Genomic DNA, 24298 nt, shown 5'->3' with positions numbered 1-24298 from the left:
CCCTTCTGGCAAGGGCGGCGCTTCGGAGAACGTGCCGTAGAATTTCGTGTACTCGCTGCCTAAACACCGACTAGACTGCGCGAGTAGCTGGAGCTGCGTCGCGCTAGTGCCAAAAAGCTGAGATATTCAATTGCAGACTGATGAGAAGCCGAGGCATATCCAAAAAGTAAGCTCGGCGCTGAAAAGCGGAATACCTTGTGTGCCGATCAGGCAGTTGTGATCGAACAGCTGTGACGAGGCCAATCCCCGAAGTGTGCGGTACCCTCCGATCAATAGGATCGCCGGCTTTGTTGGTGACGGCGTGCTGCCAGTCGAACAGGCGCTCTCAGCGGGCCGTCAATGCCTCGGACATCAGTATCTCTGCAAGCCCTTTTGTCGCAGCGAAACAGAGATGACCGCGCTTGAACCTCGAGCAACCTGAGATGCTACCGAGGTAGGGGGTTAACCGCCATCTGACCGTCAAAGGGGGAGTGGATGTCGCAATAACCGTCAACGTATATTGTTTGATCAGTCTTATTGGAGCTGCAGCCGTGACGAAATTTTGTGAGATCGTTGTCGATGCGTGTCCGCGAAAAAATCTGACAGACACACTTCAATTTGCGCGCGAGATGGCTAATGCGTTTGATGCCAAAATCTCGGTCGCTTCCTATGCATGGCCAAAAACGTCTATGAAAGACGTCTTGGCTCCGAGTGTTTTTTGGGCTGAAGAGCAGGCCAGATTGATGGAGCGAGCCCTGGCGTCCAGCCGGACCATCGTCGACGAAGTCTTCGGTGCCGATTCTGATCAAGTCCACTGGTGTTCGGGAATTGGTGAACCTACCGCTTCAATGCAAGCGCACCTACTGACCGCAGACTTGCTGATCACGGATTCGTCAGAGGAAGAGGAAAGCGTGTTGCCAAACCCGGCTCACGTCGCCCTTGGTTCCGGTGTCCCGGTGTTGCGCCTCGGGCGCTCATTTGGGAAAGCTCACTTCTCACGCATCCTGGTCGCATGGAAGGACACGGCGCAAGCTCGCCGCGCGGTTCACGATGCACTTCCTCTGCTTGTCCGTGCAGAGAGTGTTTCAGTCGTGGGCGTGGGGGATGAGGTGTCGAGCGAAAGGCTCGACGCAGTTGCAGCACATCTGCGCTGTCATGGCGCAAAAGCACAGTATTTGCATATCCCGAATACCACTGGAGATGCTTGTTCAAGCCTACTCGATCAAGCTCGTCGTGAGCAAGCTGAGCTCATAGTGACCGGAGTCTTTGGACGCAATTCGCTGGCCGAACGCGTTTTTGGTGGTGTAACCTCCGAAATGCTGAGTAACGCCGAGATATGTTGGTTCATGTCGCACTGACGAGTGCTTTTGCAATGCGATATACAGATTGTATCCCATCTTGGCAGCACGCGTTGGCCTAACTCCATGGGAGCGTCTCGATCGGTTAAATAGGTAGAAGACTTCCTAGCTTTCATCCGAGCGTAGGAGCGTGGCTCGTGCTACGTGCCTTGCAATGACAATTTCTTCGTCAGCCGGCAAGACGCCTACATGTACGGCACTGGCATTCGCGCTGATAACTTCTGCGTGATGCTGATTTTTGTCGTCATCGATCTTCACTCCCATCCATGTCAGTCGTTCGCAAACCGCTTTCCGGACGACAGCGGAATGCTCGCCGATACCTGCCGTGAAGACAAGGCAGTCGAGGCCACCCAAGGTGTTCGCGAGCGCGGCGACTTCGCGGGCGATACGAAAGACAAAAAGCTCGATTGCTTCGCGAGCGTGAGGACTTGCACTTGCTTCCAGATCGCGCATGTCTCCGGATTCCGCTGAAACGCCGAGCAGGCCGGATCTCTCATAAAGCAGGTCGTGCAGGTCGTTAAGTGTCATTTTCTCATGCTGCAGGAGATAGAGGAGGACCCCCGGGTCGATACTTCCGCAACGTGTTCCCATGACAAGGCCATCCAGCGCCGAAAAGCCCATCGTCGTATCCAGGCTGCGCTTGTTACGCATGGCGCAGAGGCTTGCACCGTTACCGAGGTGGGCGACCACCGAGCGCTTATCCGCTTTGCCAGCCTGATCCAGCCGTGTCGCGATGTACTCGTAAGAAAGACCATGGAATCCGAAGCGGCGGATACCTCTTTCTACATACTCGCGAGGCAGAGCGAATCGATTGGCGGGCGCCTCGATCGTACGATGGAAGGCGGTATCGAAGCAGCCAATCTGCGGGAGTTGCGGTCGCAGTTCCACCATGACGCGGATCGGCGCAATACTACGCGGCTGATGCAGCGGCGCGAGCGGCGTAAGACTGTCGACCGCATCAATCACAGATGGCGTAAGAAGGACGGGATTGAAGAATGCCGTACCACCATGGACAATGCGATGACCGCAAGCAATCAGACGACGGTTGCCAAAACCATGCTCGATCCACTCCACCAGCGCGACGATCCCTTCAGCCAGACCGTCACTCTGCAAGATGAAGGTTGTCTGTAGCGCTGCTTCTATCGGATTGACCTCCAGACGTGGTGATGCTCCCATTTCGAGCGTTCCCCGCGCGGCCACCACAGGTCTATTGGCTTTACCGACATCGTAGACACCGAACTTGATGCTGGAGGAACCGGCATTCAGCACCAGGATCGCGTCGCACATCAGCCGCCCGCCTCGGCCGCGGCGCCATAGGGCCACGACCAATCGCGGATTTCTGGCATGTCTTCACCATGTTCGCGCACGAAAGCCTTGTGCTCTTCAAGCCTTCCCTCGAGGGTCGCGGCAAATTGCGCGGAGCGTTCGGCAAGCCGGGGCAGGCGCCTCAACGTGGCCAGCGCCAAGTGAAAGCGGTCGAGCTGATTCATCACCGCCATGTCGAACGGCGTAGTGGTCGTTCCTTCCTCTCGGAAGCCTTGAACGTGCAGGTTATCGTGATTGGTGCGCCGATAGGTCAGCCGGTGGATGAGATAGGGGTAGCCGTGATAGGCAAAGATCACCGGCTTGTCCTTGGTGAACAGCCGATCGAAGATCTCGTCGGTGAAGCCGTGCGGATGTTCGCTGTTCGACTGCAGCGTCATTAGGTCAACGACGTTGACGACCCGTATCCTGAGGTCCGGCAGGGCTGTTTTCAGGAGATCGACAGCGGCCAGCGTCTCCATTGTCGGAACGTCGCCCGCGCAGGCCATGACGATGTCCGGCTCCTCTTCAGCCGGGCAGGTCGACGCCCATTCCCAGATGCCTGCGCCGGCCCTGCAGTGAGCCTCGGCAGCTTCGGCCGTCAGCCATTGCGGCGCGGGCTGCTTGCCGGCGGTGATGACATTGATGCGGTTCCAGGTTCGCAGACAATGGTCGGTGACCCAGAGAAGCGTGTTGGCATCCGGCGGGAAATAGAGCCGTACCGTGTCGGCCTTCTTGTTGGCGACGAAATCGGCGAAACCGGGGTCCTGATGGCTGAAGCCGTTATGATCCTGCCGCCAGACATGCGACGTCAGCAGATAGTTCAGTGAGGCGATCGGCCTGCGCCATGGCAACTCCGCCGAGGTCTTCAGCCATTTGGCGTGCTGGTTCACCATGGAGTCGACGATGTGAATGAAGGCTTCGTAGCAGGAGAACAGGCCGTGCCGGCCGGTCAGCAGGTATCCTTCCAGCCAGCCCTGGCAAAGATGTTCCGACAGCACTTCCATGACGCGGCCCTCGCGGGCGAGGTGCACGTCATAGGGCTCGATCCCCTCCATCCAGACCCGGTCCGTGACCTCGAAGACGGCGTCCAGCCGGTTCGAGGATGTCTCATCCGGACCCATCAGCCGGAAGTTCCGGGCGTCGGCGTTCAGGCTCATGACATCGCGCAGGTAGACTCCCATGAGACGCGTCCCCTCGGCGGTCTTGCCGCCAGGGTGCGGCACGTCGAGCGCAAGGGTTTTCCAGTCCGGCAGCACAAGGTCCTTCCTCAGCACCCCGCCATTGGCATGCGGCAGTGCGCCCATGCGCTTCTCGCCTTCGGGCGCAAGGGCGGCGATCTCGGGTAGAAGACCGCCCTTCGAATCGAACAACTCTTCCGGCCGGTAGCTGCGCAGCCAGTCTTCCAGGATGTTACGGTGCACAGCGTCGCCGCGTGCGTTCGACACCGGCACCTGGTGCGAGCGCCAGAAATCCTCCACTTTTTTACCGTCGACCTCCTTGGGTCCGGTCCAGCCCTTCGGGCTTCGCAGGACAACCATCGGCCAGCGCGGCCGCGCAACGACGCTTCCGTCGGAGCGAGCATCCGCCTGGATGTCTCGAATGCGATCCATCACCTCGTCCATCGTGGCCGCCATCAGGCCGTGCATGGAAATCGGATCGCTGCCTTCTACGAAGAACGGATCGTAGCCGTAGCCCTTGAAAAGGTGCTCGAGTTCCCTGTCGTCCATTCGCGCCAGCAGCGTCGGGTTGGCAATCTTGTAGCCGTTGAGATGGAGGATCGGCAGCACCGCGCCGTCGACCCGCGGGTTCAGGAACTTGTTCGAATGCCAGGCGGCGGCCAGTGGGCCTGTCTCGGCCTCGCCGTCTCCGACGACGCAGGCAACGACGAGACCCGGATTGTCGAAAGCTGCGCCGAAGGCATGGACCAGCGCATATCCCAGCTCTCCGCCCTCATGGATCGAACCCGGGGTTTCGGGCGCGACGTGGCTCGGCACTCCGCCAGGAAAGGAGAACTGCTTGAAGAGCTTTTTCATTCCGTCGGCGTCGCGGCCGATTTCGGGGTAGATTTCGCTATAGCTCCCCTCAAGCCAGGTGTTTGCGACCATTGCGGGTCCGCCATGTCCCGGCCCGCAGACGTAGAGTACATCCAGATCGCGCTCCCTGATCAGCCTGTTTAAGTGGACGTAAATGAAATTCAGACCCGGCGTGGTGCCCCAGTGCCCGAGCAGCCGGGGCTTCACATGCTCGGCGCGCAGCGGCTCGCGCAGCAGCGGATTGTCCATAAGATAGATCTGACCCACCGACAGGTAGTTTGCCGCTCGCCAATAACGGTCCATCATTTCGATCGACGTTGACCTGTCATTCATAAGCTCAGTCCTTTCCAAACAACTCCACACTGCGATACCATCGGAATACATGGCGTATGCGAAACCGCGTATCGGACAACCACGAAAAAACAATGGCAATGTCCTTTGCGACTGCAGTTCGGAATCGACAGGGTCGCCTGTGTCTCATGCAAACTCAAAGCCCGATCAGTACCCATGCAACCCTCCGTCGCGACGCGGCACGATTCTATCGAGTAGAATCATCTGGAGGGGATCGCGGCGAAGTGAAGACGACCAAAGCGGCGCCGACTACGATGGCAATATCAGCGCCATTGAACGTCGGCCAATGCCAGCTACCCAAATGAAGATCGATGAAGTCAGTAACTGCGCCTTGCCGCATCCGATCGAAGATGTTTCCGACCGCGCCCCCCACGATCAGGCCGATCGCCATCGTCTGAACACGGGTTTTTGCGTAGAGCATCCACACAAAAAGAAACCCAACGACTAGCGATGTTGCGAAAGACAATATGGTCGAACTGTTTTCAAAGTAGCTGGAAAATATCCCAAAGCTTATTCCTTTATTATAAGACAGGGTGATATTAAAAAAACTTGTAATATAAATATTTCTAGGCGGCTGCATGACGATCTCGACGATCGCGAATTTCGACAGTTGATCGATCGAGAACGCCGAAACTGCGCATGCGAGACCGAGGAAAACTCGAGAGACATTTAATGTTCGCTTCACAACCATCCTCCGTCACATGGAGGACAAGAGCTTCGCTGCTCTAGCTGCTTGAGGTTCAATCGCTAACCTGCAGCTTCCTGTGGAAACTTGGCACCCCGTGCGCCGCCTCTTCACAAAGTCGTGGCCTAACGGCGATGGACGCGAGCCGCGGGAGCCATTAAGAGTTTGGTAATATCGATTAAGATCGGACGAGGGGTTGGGTAGTGACCTTGCGGGAGTCGATCGCCGCTGCGTGCATTGCGGCTGTATGGGCGCTTGGAAGCAGCAGCGCCTGGGCCCATCCGTCGGCCATGGTGACAGGAGGGCTGACCTCGCAACCGATCGGCCATTACGAGTTTTGCAAGCGCAACGCTTCGGAATGCGCGATACGCTCCCGTGACATGACGCCGTTGACAATGTCGGCCGAGCTTCTTGTGCGGCTGGAAGAGCTCACGATCTCCGTGAATCAAGCCGTCAAGCCGAAAAGCGATCTCGAACTCTACGGGAAGGAAGAGTTCTGGACCTATCCAGTTGATGCCGGCGACTGTGAAGACTACGCATTGGCAAAGCGACGCGTCTTGATGAACGATGGCATTCCGGCTTCGAATCTCCTGATGACAGTGTTGCGTCGACCAAACGGCGACGGACATGCTGTCCTCACCGTTCGAACCGACGTTGGAGATGTCGTTCTCGACAATCTCACGGATGCGGTCCTGAACTGGGATGAAACCGGCTACACCTACCTGAAGCGACAAGCGACCAATCACACCGGGCGATGGGTTTCGATACGAGAAGGAGACGCCCCGCTGGTCGGTTCAGTCCACTGAAACCCGAGCAGTCCATCCGTTTTCGTCCTGATCCTCGCTGCGTGATGGCACCGGCCGCGACAAGCAGCGCCATTATTGCCACGAGCGGCTTGTTCCCAAGCCTGACAAACACGATTTCAGATTTCACGGGCGCGGGCAGTGCGCCATCAATCACCCCGCTAACGTTTAGCGGAAGCAAGTCCTTCACTCGGCCATAGCCATCGACGATCGCGCTGATACCACTGTTGGCGGCGCGGATGAGCGGCAGACCGGCCTCGATCGCCCTGACGCGTGCGGCGAGAAAGTGCTGGTAGGGACCGGCAGACAGTCCGAACCATGCGTCATTTGTGATGTTCAAAATCCATCGTGCGTTGTCATTCCCAACACGTGGGAATATCGCCTCATAGCAAATCAATATCCTGGCAGCCGGTAAAGCGGCTAACTGGATGGGCATATCGCTCCTTCCGGGACTGTAGTCGATATCGCCGATTGTCATCTTCATGGCGCCAAGGACACTTTTGAAAGGGGTGAACTCCCCAAACGGGACCAGTCGAACCTTGTCGTAGTCCGCGATGACCCCTCCTTTGTCATCGAGCGCGAGGAGGCTGTTCAACAGGGCAGGGTCCTCAGGGCTTCGTCCAGCAACTTCCCTCACGGCTCCGGTGATAAGCAGCCCCCCTGATGGTATGGCAGCTAGAAGTATTGGAGGAATTTCGCGATCCGTTTCAAACAAAAAAGGATACGCCGTCTCGGGCCAGATCACATAGAGCGGTCGGGACGCATCACCGGACGTGCTAAGGGCGTGAAGCTTGTCAAGAATTCCTCTTGCTTCGCTCGGTTCCCATTTCTGGGTCTGAGGAATGTTCGGTTGGACGATCCGCACCCGTTCGCCATTGTCGGCCACGTCGACAGCCTCTAAACGCCATTTCCCCGCGGACCACAGAACGGCGAAAACGACCAGAGGCGTCAGCACGAAAACGAGCGCGGCTGGCAAGATGCCTAGCCGAAGTTTCCCGATGAGCAGGAGCGGCATCGTTGCGGCGAGAAGGGTGAGCAGCCCGAGGCCATAGATTCCTACAACGGACACAGTTTGGAGAATTTCATTGCTGAAGCCCCAGATGTATCCGATGAGGTTCCAAGGAAATCCCGTCAGTATCGCACCGCGGGCCATCTCCGCCATGGTCCAGGTCGCCGGAAGGACGATAAGTGCTCCTGAGCTTCTTCCGCCAAGGCATCGGGCAGCCATCGCGGCGATCGCAGGGAAAACTGCCAAGAATGCGGAAAGTACTATCACGGCGGGCCATGCCAGAACGCCGAATCTTTCCGCCTCGACGGCGAAGCTCTCGGTTATCCAATTCAGCCCAACGATGAATTGACCTAGGCCGAAGGCCCATCCGACCAAAAAGGCTGCAAAGACACTACGACTCTGCCGTATCAGCAAGGCCAATGCGCAGAGACCAAAATATGCGAGCGGCAACATGAAATAGGGCGCGAACCCGAAACCACTCAGTCCGCCGACCAGGATAGCAACGAGGAACCGATGACGCGAATGTTCGAGCCACCTTCCGCTCGCAATCGAGCTGATCCCGTTCGAATTCGGGCGGCTTTGCACCAGCCCTAGCCGATGTAGCCGAGACCAGGAAAGCGCTCGAGCAGCCAGAAGGCGATCAAGGTGAGACGTCCGGTCATCATCAGCAGGCCCATGGCGACCATGATGCCGCCGGCGAAAATGTTGAGGATATGACCAGCATAGCGAATACGCTTGAAGCCGGCAGCGAGGCTGCTGAAAGCGACAGCGACGATCAGGAACGGAATTCCAAGCCCTAGACTGTAGGCTGCCAGCAGGATTGCGCCACTCCCTGCCGATACCGCCGTCAGCGTAAGAATGGAACCGAGAACCGGACCGATGCAGGGTGTCCAACCGAAAGCAAAGGTTAGGCCAAGCGTGTAGGCGCCGGCCGGCCCCGATACGGTCTTCGGCCCTGGCAGCCTAAAATCTCTGAGGAGCACAGGTACCTTGATCAGGCCCGTCATGACGAGGCCGAAGCAGATAAGCAAGCCTCCTCCGAGGATATTCGCCTCGACGCTGTAACGCAGGAGCATTCCGCCGAACGCCTGCGCGCCGAGGCCGAGAATCACAAAGACTGTGGAGAACCCGGCTATAAAAAAGAGCGCTGACCAGACAATCCTGATCCGATCCGCAAGGCGTTTTGATGCAGGGTCGACACCACTTGAAACGAACGAAAGATAGCCTGGCACAAGCGGCAAGACACATGGGGAAATGAACGATATGGCGCCGGCCACAATCGCGGTGAGAAGTCCGACCGCTGACACGTCGATCGCCACGCCTGTCGACCTCCTTTGTTGACTACAATCCCAGACGGCTTTGATGACCGTTTAAACGCTCAAGCCACATGAGCTTCAATGGCAGCTTGACCAACCCCACCGTGACATTGCGACGCGCAGTCGCAGTAGTGTTAACCTTCCATCAAGGTTAACAATCAATTCTCCTTCTGCGTGGGGCATCCGGAGAATGAGATATTGCGGTCCAAACCGAAAGTCGCTTTCGAGCGACGATCCTCGAACGGTCACCGGCGCGTGCTCGCAATCCTCGGCGCAAGCTGGTTCGTATTCGGCTTTGCATCACCCACAGGAATCCAGGGTACCAGATCCGAGCTAGGCATCAGCCCCGACCCAAATCGCTGGGCGGCGTATGTTGAGCGAGCCGATGAGTGCTCTCATTTGCAGGAACTCCGACTGCCCAACGTCGCAATTCCAGCCCACGACGGAAACCTAGACCGCGTTCTCGGAGGCAAACGCCTCAATTTGCATGACGGCCAAGGGCCCTCCTTGTCGTCTCAGAGAGTGGTTGAAGAGGCGAAGAAGCCGCGACTTGTCAGTGTCGCACTCCAGACTGGATCGGATTCTTTGCGTGGCCAGCAAGAACTGGCCTCATGGATATTCTCCTCAGGGACGGACACCTCATATCTTCTACGGGGCTTTTCCACTCAATCTGATCCCGAAATGGTCGCGGGCCAATCGACTTTTCACAGCCCTGCGGACGACCGCCTTGTCGGAGTGCCGACGGCGCTCGCCGAACTGGTCACCAACGATGGAGCAGATATCCTCGCCACAGCCTATGCTCCAAAGGATGGTTTCCACACGCCTGCAAATCCCTTCGCTGCATTGCTCGGTTCTGATGAGACAGCGGGTCGCTTCGTTCCGCCTAGCGCCGAAGGCGATCACGATTGGATGAAGCAGCCGCTGCCTCGGAACGTGTTTTCTGCTGCCGAGCAAAAGTGCCTTGCAACCGCGATTTATTTCGAGGCGAGGGGAGAGGAGGTGCGGGGTCAGGCTGCTGTCGCGCAGGTCATTCTCAATCGGGTTCGAAACCCTGCTTATCCAGCAACCGTCTGCGACGTCGTCTACCAAAATGACAACTGGATCAACAAATGCCAGTTTTCCTTCGCGTGCGATGGAATTCCCGATGTCATCGCCGACAGAGGTGCTTACCGCCTTGCAAAAGACGTCGCCATGGCCGTTACTGGCGGGAAGGTCTTCTTGCCCGAAGTCGCATCATCGACACATTACAACGCGACGTATGTCAGCCCGCGCTGGGCGCGCTCGATGGAGCGCATGACGCAAATCGGATCGCATATATTTTACCGCACATTTGGTGGCGGGTGGAGTTGACGTTGTTGAAATCAGTGCATGGAAAGACGCCGTTTGAGCGCAAAAGAACCCTCGTAACCTGGATGTTGGCTCCGGCATGGCTGACGATTCTAATCGCAACCCAGCCTGAGGGTTTTGAAACGCTAGGTTACAGTCTGGTCGAGTTTTTCGGGTTCTTTCTGGTGTTCGGTGCGGTTCTTGGAAGACTGTGGTGCACGATATATATTGGCGGACGAAAAGATCAAAGATTGTGCCAAAGCGGACCGTATTCCCTCAGTCGAAATCCGCTTTACTTTTTCTCTTTCCTGGGACTAATCGGCGTGTGCCTTGCGGCACAGAATATTGCTCTTATGGCGATAAGCGCGGTCCTTTTTCTTGCCTACTATAGATCTGTGATCCTAAATGAAGAGAGAAGACTCCTTAGTCTCTTTGGATCCGACTACATACTATACATGGCTCGCGTACCGCGCTTCTTTCCTCGCTTCAGCTTTCCGCAAAGCGGAGACACTCTCCTTGTTCAGTCGCAGGCATTCGTTCGGTCGCTAAGGGATGTCAGCTGGTTTCTCGCCGCGATCATTGGTATTGAAGTGATTGAAGAGCTACGTCAGGCAGCTGTGATCTCCGGCTGGCAATTGCCTGTTTAGGCCAAGCATCTACAACAGCGTATGCCTATCAGGCCAAACCGAACTCAACGGTCGCCAGACGTTCGTTAATTCCCGCCGAAATGACGATAAATAGTCACCATGCTCGTATCGTATCCTCACGGCAAGGTTGTCTTTTGCCAGTGGCATACTGAGCAATTTTCAGTATTGCGATAATCGTGACGTCCAACCTTCGATACTGCACCACAGTCGTATACAGCGCTAATATACAGATCGCATCACCATTGCGCCCTTTCTGGAGGGCTTGCCGAGCAGCACCCTACATCGAAATGGCTTCATGCGGATGGCCGGCAAAGGGAGGGCTTGGGGGCTGGCGTGGCTGCATCATTGCGGGGAGGCTTGGGGGGCAGCACCGCCGGCCTCCAGGCAGTTATGATGCTAGTCCGCTGACGAGCCGTCGCTCTCTTCATCGAGAAGCACGGCGTTTGCGCCCGTCGCAGACAGACGCACGACGTTGTTTTCCACCAGGGCGACGAGACCACCCGGAACATAGTGTTTGTGCTTTGCATGGTGTCCAGAGCCTGCGGGTTCCAGCGCGATACGACCTCCTGTAACCGCTGCAACCTTACCGACAGGAGCGCCATCCGCTCCAAGGACCGTCATTCCGCGTTTGACATCTGCTAGATTCGACATGGCTCGCTCCTATCATTAAACACATCAATAATACCCGGCTTTTGCGGAAACAATCGAGCGGGTGACTGCCAATTCAGCAAAAGACACCTCGCTTGACATTCAGCGGCACCCGCTTGGGACCGCTGCCGCTAGTCCATCGTGAGCTGCACCTGATTGCGAACCGTGGTCGCTGTCTGGGTCGCGAAAAGCAACCCACATTTACGCATTGCCGCGATTGTCACGTGGTCGCTCTACCTCGCGGCTTGCCGATACATCCTGGTCACCAGTAGCTGCTCCGTTGCGACATTTATACGCTTGAACCTCATCCTACTCGAGGTCCTACCTTGGCAACAGCGAGGCTAGAAAATGCGCTTGCATGCCAGGAGATCGAGATGCTGCTCAATTCGCAGGGACCAAGCAATCAAGCCGCAAGCGCTCTTTGTCCACACTGCAGGATCGATCTCGTTATGAGCGAGCGACAGGGCATTGAGATCGACTATTGCCCGAAGTGCCGAGGGGTTTGGCTGGATCGAGGAGAACTCGACAAGATAATCGAACGGAGCGCTGCTGAAGATACACGATACGGGCAGGTTCAGGCTGGCCGAGGACGCTCACAAGCATCCCCTCGCGATGCCCAAAGTGACTGCCGTGAAGACCACCGCCGCGACTACAGCGACCATGATCGGCATGGCGGACACCATGGTCGGAGGCACGGTTCATTTCTGGGCCGATTGTTCGACTAACCGTTTGCGGAGCGGGACAATGAAGAGTGCGCGGTTAGGCCAGCTTGGATGTTATGCCATCGTTCTGTTGACAACGGTCGCACCAGCATCCGCTCAATCCGTTGACCGTGCGGAGATCGAAAAGATCGTCCGCGAATACCTCGTTCAAAACCCGGAAATCATCGAGGACGCACTAACGGAACTTGAAAGGCGGACTCAAATAGCCCAGGCCCAAGCCCGATCTCAAGCAATACTGGCCGAGACCGATGTCTTGCTCAGATCGGGCGACGATGTGATCTTGGGAAACCCGGACGGGGATGCCACTCTCGTTGAATTCTTTGACTTCAACTGTGGCTATTGCAAGCGGGCGGCGCCCGACGTGAAGGCACTTGTCGCCGAGGACCCCAAGTTGCGAATAGTCTTGAAGGAGTTCCCCATTCTTGGGCCGGGTTCGGTGGAGGCTGCGAAAGTGGCTTTGTCCGTGAAGCGCATTGCAGGCGATTCTGCTGCTCGTGATTTCCATGTCCGATTGATGGAGATGCAAGGACAAATAAACGCCAACCGGGCCTTGGATCTCACCGAGGAGATGGGACTCGACCGAAAGAAGCTCTCGGAAGAGATGGCCACTCCAGCGGTCGAGGCGATCATTGCGGCAAACCTCGCACTAGCGCAGCGACTCGGCCTGACAGGCACGCCGTCTTTCATTGTGGGCGATCAAGTCATCGCGGGAGCAGTCGGGAAAGAACCCCTAGCTGACGCAATCAAAGCGGTTCGCCAGAAATGAGAGTCTCGATCATCAGTCCTCGGCCTCTCGGGCCGTCAGCCTTTGGCGCGACTTCGACCCAACAGCGCAAATCATCTCGCAGCGGCGATATGGCCGTCGCAGTCGTCGACAATCCGCAACCTGCACAATGTCTGGTGCCGCTTCGCGAGAGACCGCGTCGATAGATGTTTTCTACACCGCAGCACTTCATGTTCCTGCGCCAGTGGGTCTCCAACCCCAAGATGGTCGGAGCCGTCCTTCCTTCAGGAATGTCGCTAGCTCGTTTGATGACCAAGGCAATCGACCAAACCACGGGCTCCGTACTCGAACTTGGACCCGGGACTGGCGTCTTCACCGGGGCTCTCCTGAGGCGCGGTCTTGCCGAAGAGCAACTGACACTTGTCGAACTCGACAAGAGATTTGCCGATCTGCTCTCGGCCCGCTTCCCGAGCGTTCGAATCGTCCAAGGAAGCGCGGCCCGGTTGTCTGCAGCGGGCGTCGCCAAAGATATCAGGTATGACGCAGTCATTAGCGGGTTGCCTCTTCTCTCGATGCCTGCGCCCACGGTGTTCCGGATTGTCAAGAATGTGGCGCACAGGCTCGCTCCCGGCGGAAATCTCTACCAGTTTACGTATGGAGCGCGGTGCCCTGTTGCCCGCGTGATGCTTGAGAAGCTTGGCCTGGAATCGCATTTGCTTGGGACTGCTGTTTGGAATTTTCCTCCAGCCTCAGTCTACCGCATTTCACATGCACGGGCGGGAGAGGAAAGGCATCCGAACACCTCCCATCCGTAAGCAATACCTGGCCGCAAGAAGCCAGGAAGGGGAGCGAGTTTCCCGAAGTAACTACATCCCCGAAGTACCAAAATCAAGGAGTTCGATATGTTTACTAGACGCGAGATACTGGCTGGAACAACTGCCATAGCAGCTCTGTCAACATTGCCGGCACGAGCACAGACCGGTGTCAATCACGAGGTCCAGATGCTGAACAAGGGCACGAAGGGTGCCATGGTCTACCAGCCGGATTTCGTGACTGCGTCGCCCGGCGATACCGTCACGTTCATTCCCACCGACAAGTCACACAATGCCGAAAGCATAAAGGGGATGCTGCCCGAAGGCGCAGTCCCCTTCAAAGGTAAGTTGAATGAGCAGATTACCATTACTATCGAGAACGAAGGCGTCTACGGCGTGAAGTGTACGCCGCACTATGGCATGGGCATGGTGATGCTTATTGCCGTCGGCACGCCCAGCAATTTTGATGAAGCCAAATCAGTCAAACATCCACCCAAAGCGAAGAAGCTGTTCGACGAACTCCTTGCCGCCGTTCCCTCAGCTTGATCTCTTCCGACTGCCATAGTGGGTTCCGGATGGCAGCACGCGGTCGATTCCCCGCGATCGTCTGCTGCCATCTTTTTCGAAGAAGGCTCGGAAGTTCACACGAGAGGCATCACAGGAAGGAGGCTGTGAAAACTATCTATTCGCTATCAGACAACAAGCGCTGGACTATTAGCTCGGCATCCGAACCCGCTCCCATGATCAGCGCCGATGCGCGGTTGCGCTGCCACGGACGGCCAACAAAGTATATGCCTTTCACCGGTGAGACGCCGGCCTCATGCAGAAACGCTCCATCAGGTCCCTTCGCTTCAGCGATATCGAGCCAGGATGTATCATCCTGATATCCTACCGCCCATATGACCGACCGGATATTCGCCGACGTGCCGTCGGCAAACTGCGCCACTCGGCCACTTGCCTCGGTAAGACGTGGTACAATCCTTATCCCTCTCCTCGCCAGACTATCAGTGCTCCTGTCACGATTGGGAAACGCGCCGGAGCCTTTGAGCATTCTGCCGATCCGCGACTGCGGAGGCGCTTTCAGAATGCCAAGCAGGTTGAGCCACCACCAGATGGATTTTCCCCAGACACGTTCGGGAAAGAGCCTGCGTGGGCCCCCCGCGGCGAGCAAAACGGGTTGGAGCGGCTTCACTTCCGCCGCGATATCTCGTCCACTCGCTCCATCGCCAACGACCAGGACGGGGCCATCGGGCAATTGGTTCGGATTGCGATAGGTTTCGGTCGTAAGCTGGAGTATGCCATTGCCAAACTGGAAGGCGAATTCTGGAACGACCGCCCGTTGGAATGCTCCTGTCGCAACGATCACGTCGCTGGCGGCGATTATCCTTCCGTCGTCCAACCGTGCCTCAAAACTCTCTCCGTCAGCGTTCAACAGCCGAGTCACCTGCCGGCCGAGTATGATTGGCAGCCGTAGCCGCCTCGCGTAGCTTTCGAGATAGTCTGCGAACTCATCCCGGGTGGCATAAAGCTCCCGGTTCCCCGCGAGCGCCAAGCCCGGCAGCGCGCTGAACTGCCGCGGCGTGAAGAGTGTCAGTGAGTCGTAGCGCGTCCGCCAGCTATCCCCGACCCGGTGATGGCTGTCGACGATCTGAAACGGCACGCCAGCCGCCCGCAGGTGGTACCCGGCAGCAAGTCCAGCCTGTCCGGCGCCGACTACAAGGACGTGTCTTTCCATCAGATGACGACGACTTGCGCCCCCACTGGCACTCGTTCGTAGAGATCCTCTACATGCTCGTTCACCATCCGAATGCAGCCGTTTGAGACCGCCTTTCCGATGGTCCATGGCTCCGTCGTTCCGTGGATACGGTAGAGCGTGTCCCGGCCGTTGCGGTAGAGGTAGAGCGCGCGCGAGCCCAAAGGATTGTTCGGCCCACCGGGCACGCCACCTGCATAACGGGCATACTTTTTAGGATCGCGACGGATCATGTTGTCGGTGGGCCGCCAGGACGGCCATTTCGCTTTACGTCCGATGAGTGCCGAACCCGTAAACGCCAGACCTGCCTTGCCAACACCGATACCGTAGCGCCACGTCCTCCCATCTCCCGTGACCAGATAAAGATACTTGTCGCGTGGAACCACGACAATCGTCCCTGCCGGGTAGTCGTATGGCGACACTATGCGCTGGGGAAGAAAACGCTCCTCAAGCTTGAACGTGCGCTTGGCGCCTTGCGCAAGGGCTTGCCCAGGCGCCACTACCAAGCCAACCGCGCCAATCAAAAATGCCCGTCGCCCGATTCCGACGGACGACGCCACGCCGGAATTGTTGTCGACGTCAGTGCTCATGACCATCCTCCTCGCCCTGCGGTGGCGCTACGTCAGGAACCAGCTTCTCCACCTTCGCGCCGGCCTTGAGCTCGGCAATAATTCGTCTTTCCTCCGTTGCTTCCAGGGATTGCCGAATCTGCGGTGCGACGGTTTCGAACGCCGGGGCTGGCCGGTTTCGCGTTTCCTCGAGCAGGACGACATGGAAGCCGAACGCGCTGGCAACTGGCGTCTGCGTGAACTCCCCGGCCTGCAATTTCGCCGCGGCGACATCGATCTCAGGGACGACTTGTCCATCGGCCACGAAGCCGAGATCTCCGCCGTTGACTTTGGACACCTCATCGGCCGAGCGTTCCTGCGCGAGTTCCGCGAAAGATTTACCCCCTTTCAGCGCGTCGATGACGGCGAGGGCATCGCTCTCGCTGCGAAGCAGTATATGTCGGAGCCGACGTTCAAGAACGGGCGGAATCTTCGCCGCCTGCTCATCATAGGCGGCCCTGACGGCCGCATCGGTTATCGCCTCTCCCACGCGCTGCTCAAGGAACAGAGAGCGGAGCGTCTGATCCTCGAAGAATGCCAGCTGTCTTTTGTAGGCTTCCTGCTCGGGCACGTTTGCCGCGCGCGCCGCCTCGGCCACGATCCTCAGGTCGATCAGGGCATCGACAAGAAGGGAACGTTTGGCATCGGCTGGCATTTGGCCGAGCTGCTGCGAATACATCTGCTCGGCAATGGCAAGGTCGTCTGCGGTAATGTCCTGGCCATTGACGCGACCGACGACGCCGGCGTCCTGCGCGAGGCCGGCCGAGCCAAGTGGCAACGACAGCGAAAGGATTGTCATGCCGACGAGCAGGCCGGCTTTCCATCGGTTTTTGATCCTGGTGGTCATCGGAACCTCCCTACTGCCTGGCCGCGGCAACCAGCGGATCGATGATCTCGCTGAAGCGTTCGATGCTGAGGGCGCCCTTCTGCATCTGCCCATTGATGAAGAATGTCGGTGTGGAATCGACACCGAACGATCTGCCGCCTTCGGCAACGGCCGTGACCTTCTCAAGAAGAGCCTGATCCTGGAGGCATTTTTCGAAGTCGGCGGTGCTCATTCCCGTCATGCCCATTGTCGACTTCAGAGCTGCCGTCCCGTCGGGCACGCGAGCCCAGTTGTCCTGGGTCCGGTAGAGCAGGTCGATCGTCGGATACCATTTGTCGTCGCTCACGCAGCGCGCCAGCATGAAGCCGGCGGATGAACGCGGATCGAAAGGGAACTCGCGCATGATGAACCGGACCTGGCCTGTATCGACATACTTCTTCTTGAGGTCCGGCCACACATTGACGTGAAAGGTACGGCAATGAGGACACGTCAGGGATGCGTATTCGATGATCGTCACCGGTGCATCGTCAGGTCCGAAGCTTTTTTCAGGCAGAACACCAGGGGCCAGCAGTGCCTCGGGTGTCGGCTGTGCCGACAGCAGCGCCGGATAGGCGGCGACCACACCAGTGGCGGCCATGCCGAAGATCAGATTGCGTCGTTTCATGTCGAGGTCCTTTCGTGAGGACAAGGTTGTGCAAGCTCTAGCCCCTTGAGAGGCAAGCGGCTTCTGTCAGACAAATGAGCGGGTGCCGCCGCGAACGACGATGGGAGTAGGCGTGGCAACACGGTCATACAGGTCAATGATGTCCTGGTTCATCAACCGGACGCAGCCACTCGAGACAGCCTTGCCGATGGTCCAGTACTCAGGCGTGCCGTGCAGCCGGTAGAGCGTGTCTTCGCCATTCTGGAAAATGTACAGCGCCCTCGCACCGAGCGGATTATTGAGCCCCGGTGGCTGCCCGCCGTTTTCAGCACTCCACTTCGCAAGTTCGGGCTGCCGCGCGATCATTTCCGCCGGCGGCGTCCACTTCGGCCAGCGCTGTTTCCACTGGATGACGCCTTCGCCCGACCATTCGAACCCTTGGCGGCCCAGACCAACGCCATAGCGCATCGCCTTGCCACCTGGGCGGACGAGATAAAGATAGAAGTTTCTCGTATCCACGACGATCGTGCCTGGACGTTCACCGGTCGGATCGTCGACAAGCCGCCTGTAGAAGCGCTTGTCGACCTTGGACAGGTCGACGGCCGGGATCGGAAAATCCTCCTCCGGCATGGCCCGGTACATGGAGATATAGGATGGATCTTCCGCTGGTTTGACCGGCGCAGGTTCCGCAGGCAGGTTCCCGGTGGTTGAGCAGGCTGACAAGATCAACCCGCTGGTGGCGGTGGCACCAAGGCTCAGGATTTGTCGACGTGAAAACTGTACTTGTTTGTTTTTTGGGGTCACTGTTACGCTCGCAATAAGGTCATCGGGAACCGGCGTCTGCGTGCAGACAGTGCCGGTGTGGAGCAACGACCTATCGAGCGCATCATGTCTGGCAGAACTGCCAACAGAGCGACGGCGATCGGTCTCGCCTCTCCTGACGTTATCGGGGCGGTGGGACGACTGAAGAAAATACTCCCGGAGGGAGGGTGTGAATAAGTCTATTCGGGGAAGAGGGATGCGCCTCACGAACTACAGGCGCATGCCATTCGGCAAGCCAGCTGCAGCTGTCATGACATTTGGCAGTGGCCTCAGGCGAAGGAGCATCATCACTACCAGTGTCAGCGCCTTCATCCCCAAGGACAGAGACAAGCTGAGCTGGCTCCTCGCCGGCTGCAGCCGCAGGCAATGCGGCATGCAGGCTGACGAAGCAGAGGAGGAGAAGAGCAAGCAGCGTCCGGACCATCGCGGTTTACTCGTCTGGCGAGTGCGGGTCTGCTATCGCCGCATCCGGCCGGCTAACTGGAACGGAAGATAGCGAGGTCCGCTTCGCCAACGCGGATTGGCCGCTACGCTCGAGCAGCCTACGAAAACTCGGATGCATGCCACCGTCGGCATAGGCGTGGGCCGAAAGCACAGTGCCAGCAGTAAGGAGTTCTTCCATCGCGACGCGATCGGACTGCGTCCTGGCGGCGACCAGAGCGTCTGGCGCGTTCAGCGCAGGGGGACATGGAGCAAGCACATCGCGCGGCTCACCTCCACCGAACTCCTTGTCGAAGACGTAGCGTCCTTCGCAATAGGACACTTTCGGCTGGCGTCGGGAGACCTCGAAGATGTCATATCCCTGCTTGAGATCGGACCAAAACGTGAAGTTCGGATCGTCCCGGTTCTTCGCCATGTTTTGAGGGGTCATTCGGAACGGAAACGCCTGGACCTGGAATGATCCTTGGCCGCCCTTCAGGGCCTCGCGCGCAACAGCATAAATCTCGGCTACTCCTTCATCGGTCAGCGCGAAACACCCGGAGGACGAGCATGCGCCATGCACCATGAGCGCCTCACCTGTGTAGCCAAGGGCCGCCTCAAGCTTGTTCGGGTAGCCGAGATTGAAGGACAGGTAATATTGGGAATTGGGGTTCAGCATCCCGGCGGAGACGTGGTAGAAGCCTTCGGGAGCCTGACGATCGCCGTTTTGCTTTTTCGGCCCCAGCTTTCCGGACCAGCGACACATCGGGTAAGTCTTGAGCAAGGCGAACCTTCCGCTTCGGTCGCGCTTCCAGATCTCCAGCTCGCTTTCCTGCTTGAAGATTCGCACGAGGATAGGCGCCGAAGGCGACATCGATTTGCGCGACATCTCTGCCGTAACCGCGGCGGGAATCGGCTGCGTCGCCTTGCCGTCAACCTCGAGAACGGTAGAGACGCATGCGCTCAATAAGAGCGTAAGCGCTGCAATCCCTCCGATCCTGACGGCCGTTAGCATCATTGAAAACCATTTCGTTGGCGCGCACCCTCTCCGGCGGCTCCTCGCACAGTTCGCCTATCATAGTTAAAATGGCGTTTCCGCCCACAAATTCGCGAGCGTCAAAGAACCGCAGCCGCAAAAAGAACCTGGTAGTACTGAGCTGGCGCTGAGTTACGGAGGCTAGGCATCCAATCAGGAAGGCAATGCGACGAGCGACGTGTTATTCGCTGCCATGAGGAAAAGGTAGACCTTGGAGTCTAATCCTAAAACAGAGCACGCGCCAAAGCTGTTGTCAGCATCCAACTGCCTTTCGATCCCGAACCCTGAATATGTTAGCGGCATTAGGCAAGGCCGGACGGCTGGTGCGGCCAAGACTGGTGTCGGCGGGCCCGCGGTCACCACGGTTTCATTGAGGTAGAACCTTGCGTCCAGGGCGACAGCCTTACAAGCGAACAAAAACTGTTCCCAAGCGCAAGCGTCAAAGAACCGCAGCACCAACCGTATGCTGCGATATCGAAGATCATCTAGATAAGAAGCTGACCAAGGCTCGAATGGAAGAAAGACCCAACCACGCCATGCCGGAAGGATCGGAACACCTTACCCTTGAAGAATCCAAGACGCTCGCACGCCGCAGACGGCGCATCAATTGGATGATCTGCGCGCTCCTGGTAGCGTTTGTCGTGACTGTTTACTGGATCAGCTTCAGCCACGTCCGCACTGAGACGAACGAAACGCAATCGCGCTACGAGGTCGATAACGTCGCAATCACCCACGCTTGAGTGGCAGATCGACCTTTTCGGTGTGAAGGTGGACCGGCTTGAAACCGTATCGGTCCACCTCTTGATGATTTTGCGTTTGGCCTGCTTTGCGTTGGTTGCACCTATTGCCTATCTGGCATTGGCCACGCTCTTCCGTTTGGTATGCGTCGGTCTCGGGCATAACACCATGGAAATGCTGTACGGAGGAACCGCTGTCTATCTCCTGACACTCGCCGCAGCAGTTGAGGGTGCCTGGCTTCTGCCTGAGGACATCAAGAGCTCTTCCTCGTTTATGAGGCTGACCCAGCGATTCAGGTCTTCTCCAGACTGACGCTTCAGATAGTAGATTTCCGTGTCCTTCCAGAGGAGCACTTTCTGTTCGAGGTTGTCGAGAACGAAGTCTCCCAGATCTGTCACCACAGTCAGGACTGCGTGCCCTCCGCCTTTGGCATCACGAGCGACAGTCAACAGAAGTGCTCCCAGGGGATAGCCCATTTCGTTCAGCCGCTTGCGCTTCAGAAGAGCGTAGTCCTCGCAATCTCCGACAGTCGCCGGGTATTCCCACCGCTCCTCAACTCCGAAGATTTCCATGTCGGTTAGCGGCGCAATCGCCGTATTCACTTCAGCGTTGACCAATACGATTTCTCGCCAGTTGGACTCGGTCAGCTTGATCATCGTGCCTTCTGGTCCGCGTGCGCACTCCCCGCGATAACGACGACAATAATCATAATAGCCCACCGGCATAGTTGTTGCGCCGTAAGTGAGCATGTTTCGTGCAGTTGTCGGCTGGGTCGGATTGAAGTGAAAGGCGTTGGCGGAAGCCACCACACAAGAGATTCCAAGCGCCAAAGCACTAAGAACAAAGCGTATCATTGATTGTCTCCCCGTCGTGTTGGGAAACAGATACAAGACAAGCCTCAAAATGACGCAAAATCAGTGGGTTAAATTAAGGACGAATTCTCGACGAATTTTGGTCCGCAATTCAAGGACCCATTTACCAACACGTTAGCCACGCAACCATCAGTCGATGGCAACATCTCCCTGGCCATGGTGATGTATCGTCAGTTGTTCGCGATACCGCAAGGTATCGGCTGCGACCACCATTTCCTGTCCGCCTTCGAAAACCAGAACAAAACTGCTTGCAGTCATGGGGTCCGAGCGCGCCACGGGCTCTTCCAGAAGCAGGCGAGTGCCGTTGGGTCGCATCGTGAGTTCCGCATGCCCCGGCACCAGGACGACTCCTTCCACAGGCCTCACGTCGGACATGTCCGACACGATTTCGCTTCTGACGATCGAGATTTTGGCGAATGAATCGCTTCGGATGGCCTCCAAGCCTACCTGCTGGCCCGTACCGTTCCAGATCGTGAGGTAGCCCTCAGCGCGACCCCCCTCATCGTCTGACATCAGGAGTTCCGCGTGCTCCACCGTCAAACGCTGAGGCGGGTTTGCGTGAACAACCGCGCCGTCGGACGCCTCCAGCGGTGTAGCCAAGACCAAAGTGGCAAGCGCGACTGACGCAAGAAATGCACTGTTCACGAGCATTCGTCCTCTCCCGAATGCCTCTTTGATTGACCACAATCTGGGCGATCCCGTGATTATCGGGACCGCACGATGCGGCAATTAAACACGTTTGCAGGAAGAAATCGTACGACATAATAGCTATAGAAACTGGAGCAAGAGATGCTGACAATCGGAGAGCTGTCACGCGCAACAGGCGTCAAGATTCCCACGATTCGGTATTATGAGCAGATGGGATTGATGACCGCCGCCGAACGATCCGAAGGCAACCAGCGGCGATACGAATCCCGGGATCGGGAACGCCTGTCATTCATCAGGCACGCCCGCGACCTTGGATTTACAATCGAGGCTATCCGAGAGCTTCTGGAGCTAAGTGCTCATCCCGAACGTCCATGTGCCGACGCGGATCAGATCGCGATCCGACAGCTCGAAATTGTGCGTGATAAGATTGCGAAGCTCCGGCCACTCGAAAAGGAACTCGAGCGTATAACGGCTCGGTGCCACGGTGATCATATCAAGGATTGCTATGTTCTGCAGTCGTTGGCGAACCACGACTTGTGCGCGAGTGAGCACTAGAAAGCTGCCGGCCAGAACCGCAATTCCAGCAATCGCTTGAAGGCTAGTGCGTTCCTGACGGGAAGCGCGGTTCGTGTCCTGGTTCGACAGATCGACGCGGGTGTCCAGCACGCCCTGCGATTGCCACCAGTGCGGTAATCAATGGAAGTAGGGCGGGTAAACCGATCTACCTGCCATTTTGAAGCCCATTCAAAGACAGCACGTGAGGCAGGGTCTGTTGCAGCACAGGCCACGGCAGCGCTCACCTTGCCAACGTTTCGCCAATGCAGTAATTGCAAATAAGATGCAACTGCAAAAGAATGAGTAAGAAATGACCGACCCGACATCGGATGGCGCCACCGGCTGGAAGCGCAGATCGTCCGTCCCCTCGATGTCGGATGTGCACCGATCGGTGGCCGTGCAGGGCATGAATTCGTCTTGGCGCCGCGCCGCTGCCTTCTTCGGACCGGGATATCTTGTGGCCGTGGGGTACATGGACCCGGGCAACTGGGCGACGTCGATCGCAGGCGGCTCGCGCTTCGGATACACGCTGCTGGTGGTGGCCCTGATCTCCAACATCATGGCGATCATTCTCCAGTCGCTTTGCGCCCGGCTTGCGATCGCTTCGGGAAGGGACTTGGCACAGGCCTGCAAGGATGCCTACCCGAAGGCCGTTTCGCGCACGCTCTGGGCGCTCGCCGAGGTGGCGATCATTGCCACCGACATCGCCGAGGTCATCGGAACCGCCATCGGCCTAAACCTGCTGTTCGGCATCCCGCTGGAAATCGGCGTCGTGATCACCGCGCTGGACGTGTTCCTTATCCTCTATCTGCAAAGGCTTGGCTTCCGCTGGGTCGAAGCCCTCGTGATCGTGCTGCTCGCGGTGATCGCCGTCTGCTTCGTGCTTCAGATCGTTCTGGCGGACCCGAATTGGGGCGACGTCATTCGCGGCTTCGCGCCGACCACCGAGATCGTCACCAATCCTGAAATGCTCTATCTCGCCCTGGGTATCCTTGGCGCGACGGTGATGCCGCACAACCTCTACCTCCATTCCGGCATCGTCCAGACCAGAAACTATGGCGACAGCCTGCCGGAAAAACGTGAAGCCCTGAAATTCGCCACGATCGACTCGACGGTCGCCCTCATGTTCGCGCTTTGCGTGAACGCGTCCATCCTCATCCTTGCCGCGGCCACCTTCAACACGACCGGCCGGACCGAAATTGCCGAACTGGGGGAAGCGCACAGCCTGCTGGCTCCGATGCTTGGCGCGGCCATAGCGCCGACATTGTTCGGGATCGCGCTCCTTTGCTGCGGCATAAACTCGACAGTGACCGCAACCCTGGCAGGCCAGATCGTCATGGAAGGGTTCCTCGACATCAAGCTGCCCCCCTGGCTCCGCCGGCTCATCACCCGGGCGATCGCCATCATCCCGGCCGCGGCGATCACCATCTGGTACGGTGAAAGCGGTACGGCCCAGCTACTGATCCTGACACAGGTGATCCTCAGCCTTCAGCTGTCATTTGCGGTGTTTCCGTTGGTGATGTTCACGGCCGACCGACGCAAGATGGGAGACCTCGTAGCGCCCCGCGCGCTGATAGCGTTCGCCTTTTTCATCGCGTTCGTCATCGCCGCCCTGAACATCAAGCTGCTGTTCGACTTTCTTGCTGCCGCGGCCTGATC

23 protein-coding genes and 1 pseudogene are annotated in these 24298 nt (G+C 57.7%); 10 read left to right on the top strand and 14 right to left on the bottom strand.

Going from position 1 to position 24298, the window contains the following annotated elements; all coding sequences use genetic code 11:
- The first annotated feature begins 530 nt into the window (after positions 1-530).
- Entirely contained in the window at positions 531-1337 is an 807-nt protein-coding gene (locus tag GGR00_RS17690) for a universal stress protein (RefSeq protein WP_184700192.1), read from the top strand.
- Positions 1338-1442: 105 nt separating this feature from the next.
- On the opposite strand, the gene GGR00_RS17685 is transcribed toward GGR00_RS17690, so the two are convergent.
- The 3 genes from GGR00_RS17685 to lspA form a co-directional block, all read right to left on the bottom strand.
- Positions 1443-2624, bottom strand: coding sequence for an acetate/propionate family kinase (locus GGR00_RS17685; protein ID WP_184700191.1), 1182 nt, complete (start codon positions 2622-2624; stop codon positions 1443-1445).
- Positions 2624-5008: a phosphoketolase family protein gene (locus tag GGR00_RS17680; protein ID WP_184700190.1), complete on the bottom strand. Its 2385-nt coding sequence runs from the start codon at positions 5006-5008 to the stop codon at positions 2624-2626. The genes GGR00_RS17685 and GGR00_RS17680 overlap by 1 nt, the downstream gene beginning before the upstream one ends.
- A gap of 205 nt (positions 5009-5213) precedes the next feature.
- Positions 5214-5717, bottom strand: a complete 504-nt coding sequence (gene lspA / locus GGR00_RS17675) for a signal peptidase II (protein WP_210315052.1) — start codon at positions 5715-5717, stop codon at positions 5214-5216.
- Positions 5718-5914: 197 nt separating this feature from the next.
- On the opposite strand from lspA, the gene GGR00_RS17670 reads away from it, so the two are divergent.
- On the top strand, positions 5915-6517 hold the full coding sequence (locus GGR00_RS17670) for a transglutaminase-like cysteine peptidase (protein ID WP_377864036.1): 603 nt from the start codon (positions 5915-5917) through the stop codon (positions 6515-6517).
- Between the two features lie 145 nt (positions 6518-6662).
- On the opposite strand, the pseudogene lnt reads toward GGR00_RS17670, so the two are convergent.
- Positions 6663-8108 (bottom strand): annotated as a pseudogene (gene lnt, locus GGR00_RS17665) (apolipoprotein N-acyltransferase); the annotation flags it as partial.
- A gap of 5 nt (positions 8109-8113) precedes the next feature.
- Complete coding sequence (locus GGR00_RS17660) at positions 8114-8842, bottom strand: cytochrome c biogenesis protein CcdA (protein WP_184700189.1); 729 nt, start codon at positions 8840-8842, stop codon at positions 8114-8116.
- 195 nt (positions 8843-9037) lie between these two features.
- Here GGR00_RS17660 and GGR00_RS17655 point away from each other — a divergent pair, with 195 nt between their 5' ends.
- Positions 9038-10189: a cell wall hydrolase gene (locus GGR00_RS17655; RefSeq protein ID WP_184700188.1), complete on the top strand. Its 1152-nt coding sequence runs from the start codon at positions 9038-9040 to the stop codon at positions 10187-10189.
- A gap of 2 nt (positions 10190-10191) precedes the next feature.
- On the top strand, positions 10192-10812 hold the full coding sequence (locus GGR00_RS17650) for a methyltransferase family protein (RefSeq protein ID WP_184700187.1): 621 nt from the start codon (positions 10192-10194) through the stop codon (positions 10810-10812).
- A gap of 396 nt (positions 10813-11208) precedes the next feature.
- Here the strand turns inward: GGR00_RS17650 and GGR00_RS17645 are convergent, their stop codons facing one another.
- A complete protein-coding gene (locus GGR00_RS17645) occupies positions 11209-11463 on the bottom strand; it encodes a DUF2171 domain-containing protein (RefSeq protein WP_136542918.1) in 255 nt (84 codons plus the stop codon).
- Between the two features lie 371 nt (positions 11464-11834).
- Here GGR00_RS17645 and GGR00_RS17640 point away from each other — a divergent pair, with 371 nt between their 5' ends.
- The 4 genes from GGR00_RS17640 to GGR00_RS17625 all read left to right on the top strand — a co-directional run bounded on the left by GGR00_RS17640 (position 11835) and on the right by GGR00_RS17625 (position 14264).
- Positions 11835-12185 (top strand): TFIIB-type zinc ribbon-containing protein, encoded by a 351-nt coding sequence (locus tag GGR00_RS17640; protein ID WP_136542919.1) that lies wholly within the window; start codon positions 11835-11837, stop codon positions 12183-12185.
- Entirely contained in the window at positions 12091-12948 is an 858-nt protein-coding gene (locus GGR00_RS17635) for a DsbA family protein (RefSeq protein ID WP_343065578.1), read from the top strand. The genes GGR00_RS17640 and GGR00_RS17635 overlap by 95 nt, the downstream gene beginning before the upstream one ends.
- A gap of 188 nt (positions 12949-13136) precedes the next feature.
- Complete coding sequence (locus tag GGR00_RS17630) at positions 13137-13721, top strand: class I SAM-dependent methyltransferase (RefSeq protein WP_246441444.1); 585 nt, start codon at positions 13137-13139, stop codon at positions 13719-13721.
- A gap of 87 nt (positions 13722-13808) precedes the next feature.
- A complete protein-coding gene (locus GGR00_RS17625) occupies positions 13809-14264 on the top strand; it encodes a pseudoazurin (RefSeq protein WP_184700184.1) in 456 nt (151 codons plus the stop codon).
- Between the two features lie 136 nt (positions 14265-14400).
- On the opposite strand, the gene GGR00_RS17620 is transcribed toward GGR00_RS17625, so the two are convergent.
- The 8 genes from GGR00_RS17620 to GGR00_RS17585 all read right to left on the bottom strand — a co-directional run bounded on the left by GGR00_RS17620 (position 14401) and on the right by GGR00_RS17585 (position 22087).
- Positions 14401-15453 carry an NAD(P)-binding domain-containing protein gene (locus GGR00_RS17620; protein ID WP_184700183.1) on the bottom strand — a complete coding sequence of 351 codons (1053 nt, stop codon included), beginning with the start codon at positions 15451-15453 and terminating at the stop codon, positions 14401-14403.
- Positions 15453-16061 carry a L,D-transpeptidase gene (locus GGR00_RS17615; protein ID WP_184700182.1) on the bottom strand — a complete coding sequence of 203 codons (609 nt, stop codon included), beginning with the start codon at positions 16059-16061 and terminating at the stop codon, positions 15453-15455. The genes GGR00_RS17620 and GGR00_RS17615 overlap by 1 nt, the downstream gene beginning before the upstream one ends.
- Positions 16051-16926: a peptidylprolyl isomerase gene (locus GGR00_RS17610; protein WP_184700181.1), complete on the bottom strand. Its 876-nt coding sequence runs from the start codon at positions 16924-16926 to the stop codon at positions 16051-16053. The genes GGR00_RS17615 and GGR00_RS17610 overlap by 11 nt, the downstream gene beginning before the upstream one ends.
- Before the next feature lie 10 nt (positions 16927-16936).
- A complete protein-coding gene (locus GGR00_RS17605) occupies positions 16937-17569 on the bottom strand; it encodes a DsbA family protein (RefSeq protein ID WP_184700180.1) in 633 nt (210 codons plus the stop codon).
- Positions 17570-17635: 66 nt separating this feature from the next.
- A complete protein-coding gene (locus GGR00_RS17600; RefSeq protein WP_336072112.1) occupies positions 17636-18352 on the bottom strand; it encodes a L,D-transpeptidase in 717 nt (238 codons plus the stop codon).
- 448 nt (positions 18353-18800) lie between these two features.
- On the bottom strand, positions 18801-19808 hold the full coding sequence (locus tag GGR00_RS17595) for a L,D-transpeptidase family protein (RefSeq protein WP_184700179.1): 1008 nt from the start codon (positions 19806-19808) through the stop codon (positions 18801-18803).
- A 953-nt stretch (positions 19809-20761) separates the two neighbouring features.
- The gene (locus GGR00_RS17590) at positions 20762-21418 is read right to left on the bottom strand and encodes a transglutaminase-like cysteine peptidase (protein WP_184700178.1); all 657 of its coding nucleotides are present in this window, start codon (positions 21416-21418) and stop codon (positions 20762-20764) included.
- A 147-nt stretch (positions 21419-21565) separates the two neighbouring features.
- A complete protein-coding gene (locus tag GGR00_RS17585) occupies positions 21566-22087 on the bottom strand; it encodes a copper chaperone PCu(A)C (RefSeq protein ID WP_184700177.1) in 522 nt (173 codons plus the stop codon).
- 138 nt (positions 22088-22225) lie between these two features.
- On the opposite strand from GGR00_RS17585, the gene GGR00_RS17580 reads away from it, so the two are divergent.
- Both GGR00_RS17580 and GGR00_RS17575 read left to right on the top strand, forming a co-directional pair.
- Positions 22226-22639 (top strand): MerR family transcriptional regulator, encoded by a 414-nt coding sequence (locus GGR00_RS17580; RefSeq protein WP_184700176.1) that lies wholly within the window; start codon positions 22226-22228, stop codon positions 22637-22639.
- A 310-nt stretch (positions 22640-22949) separates the two neighbouring features.
- Positions 22950-24296, top strand: coding sequence for an Nramp family divalent metal transporter (locus tag GGR00_RS17575; protein ID WP_184700175.1), 1347 nt, complete (start codon positions 22950-22952; stop codon positions 24294-24296).
- Positions 24297-24298: the final 2 nt, after the last annotated feature.

Origin of the sequence: Aminobacter aganoensis (assembly GCF_014206975.1) — a bacterium.
Classification (GTDB): Bacteria; Pseudomonadota; Alphaproteobacteria; order Rhizobiales; family Rhizobiaceae; genus Aminobacter; species Aminobacter aganoensis.
This window is presented reverse-complemented; position numbering and strand designations above follow the sequence as displayed.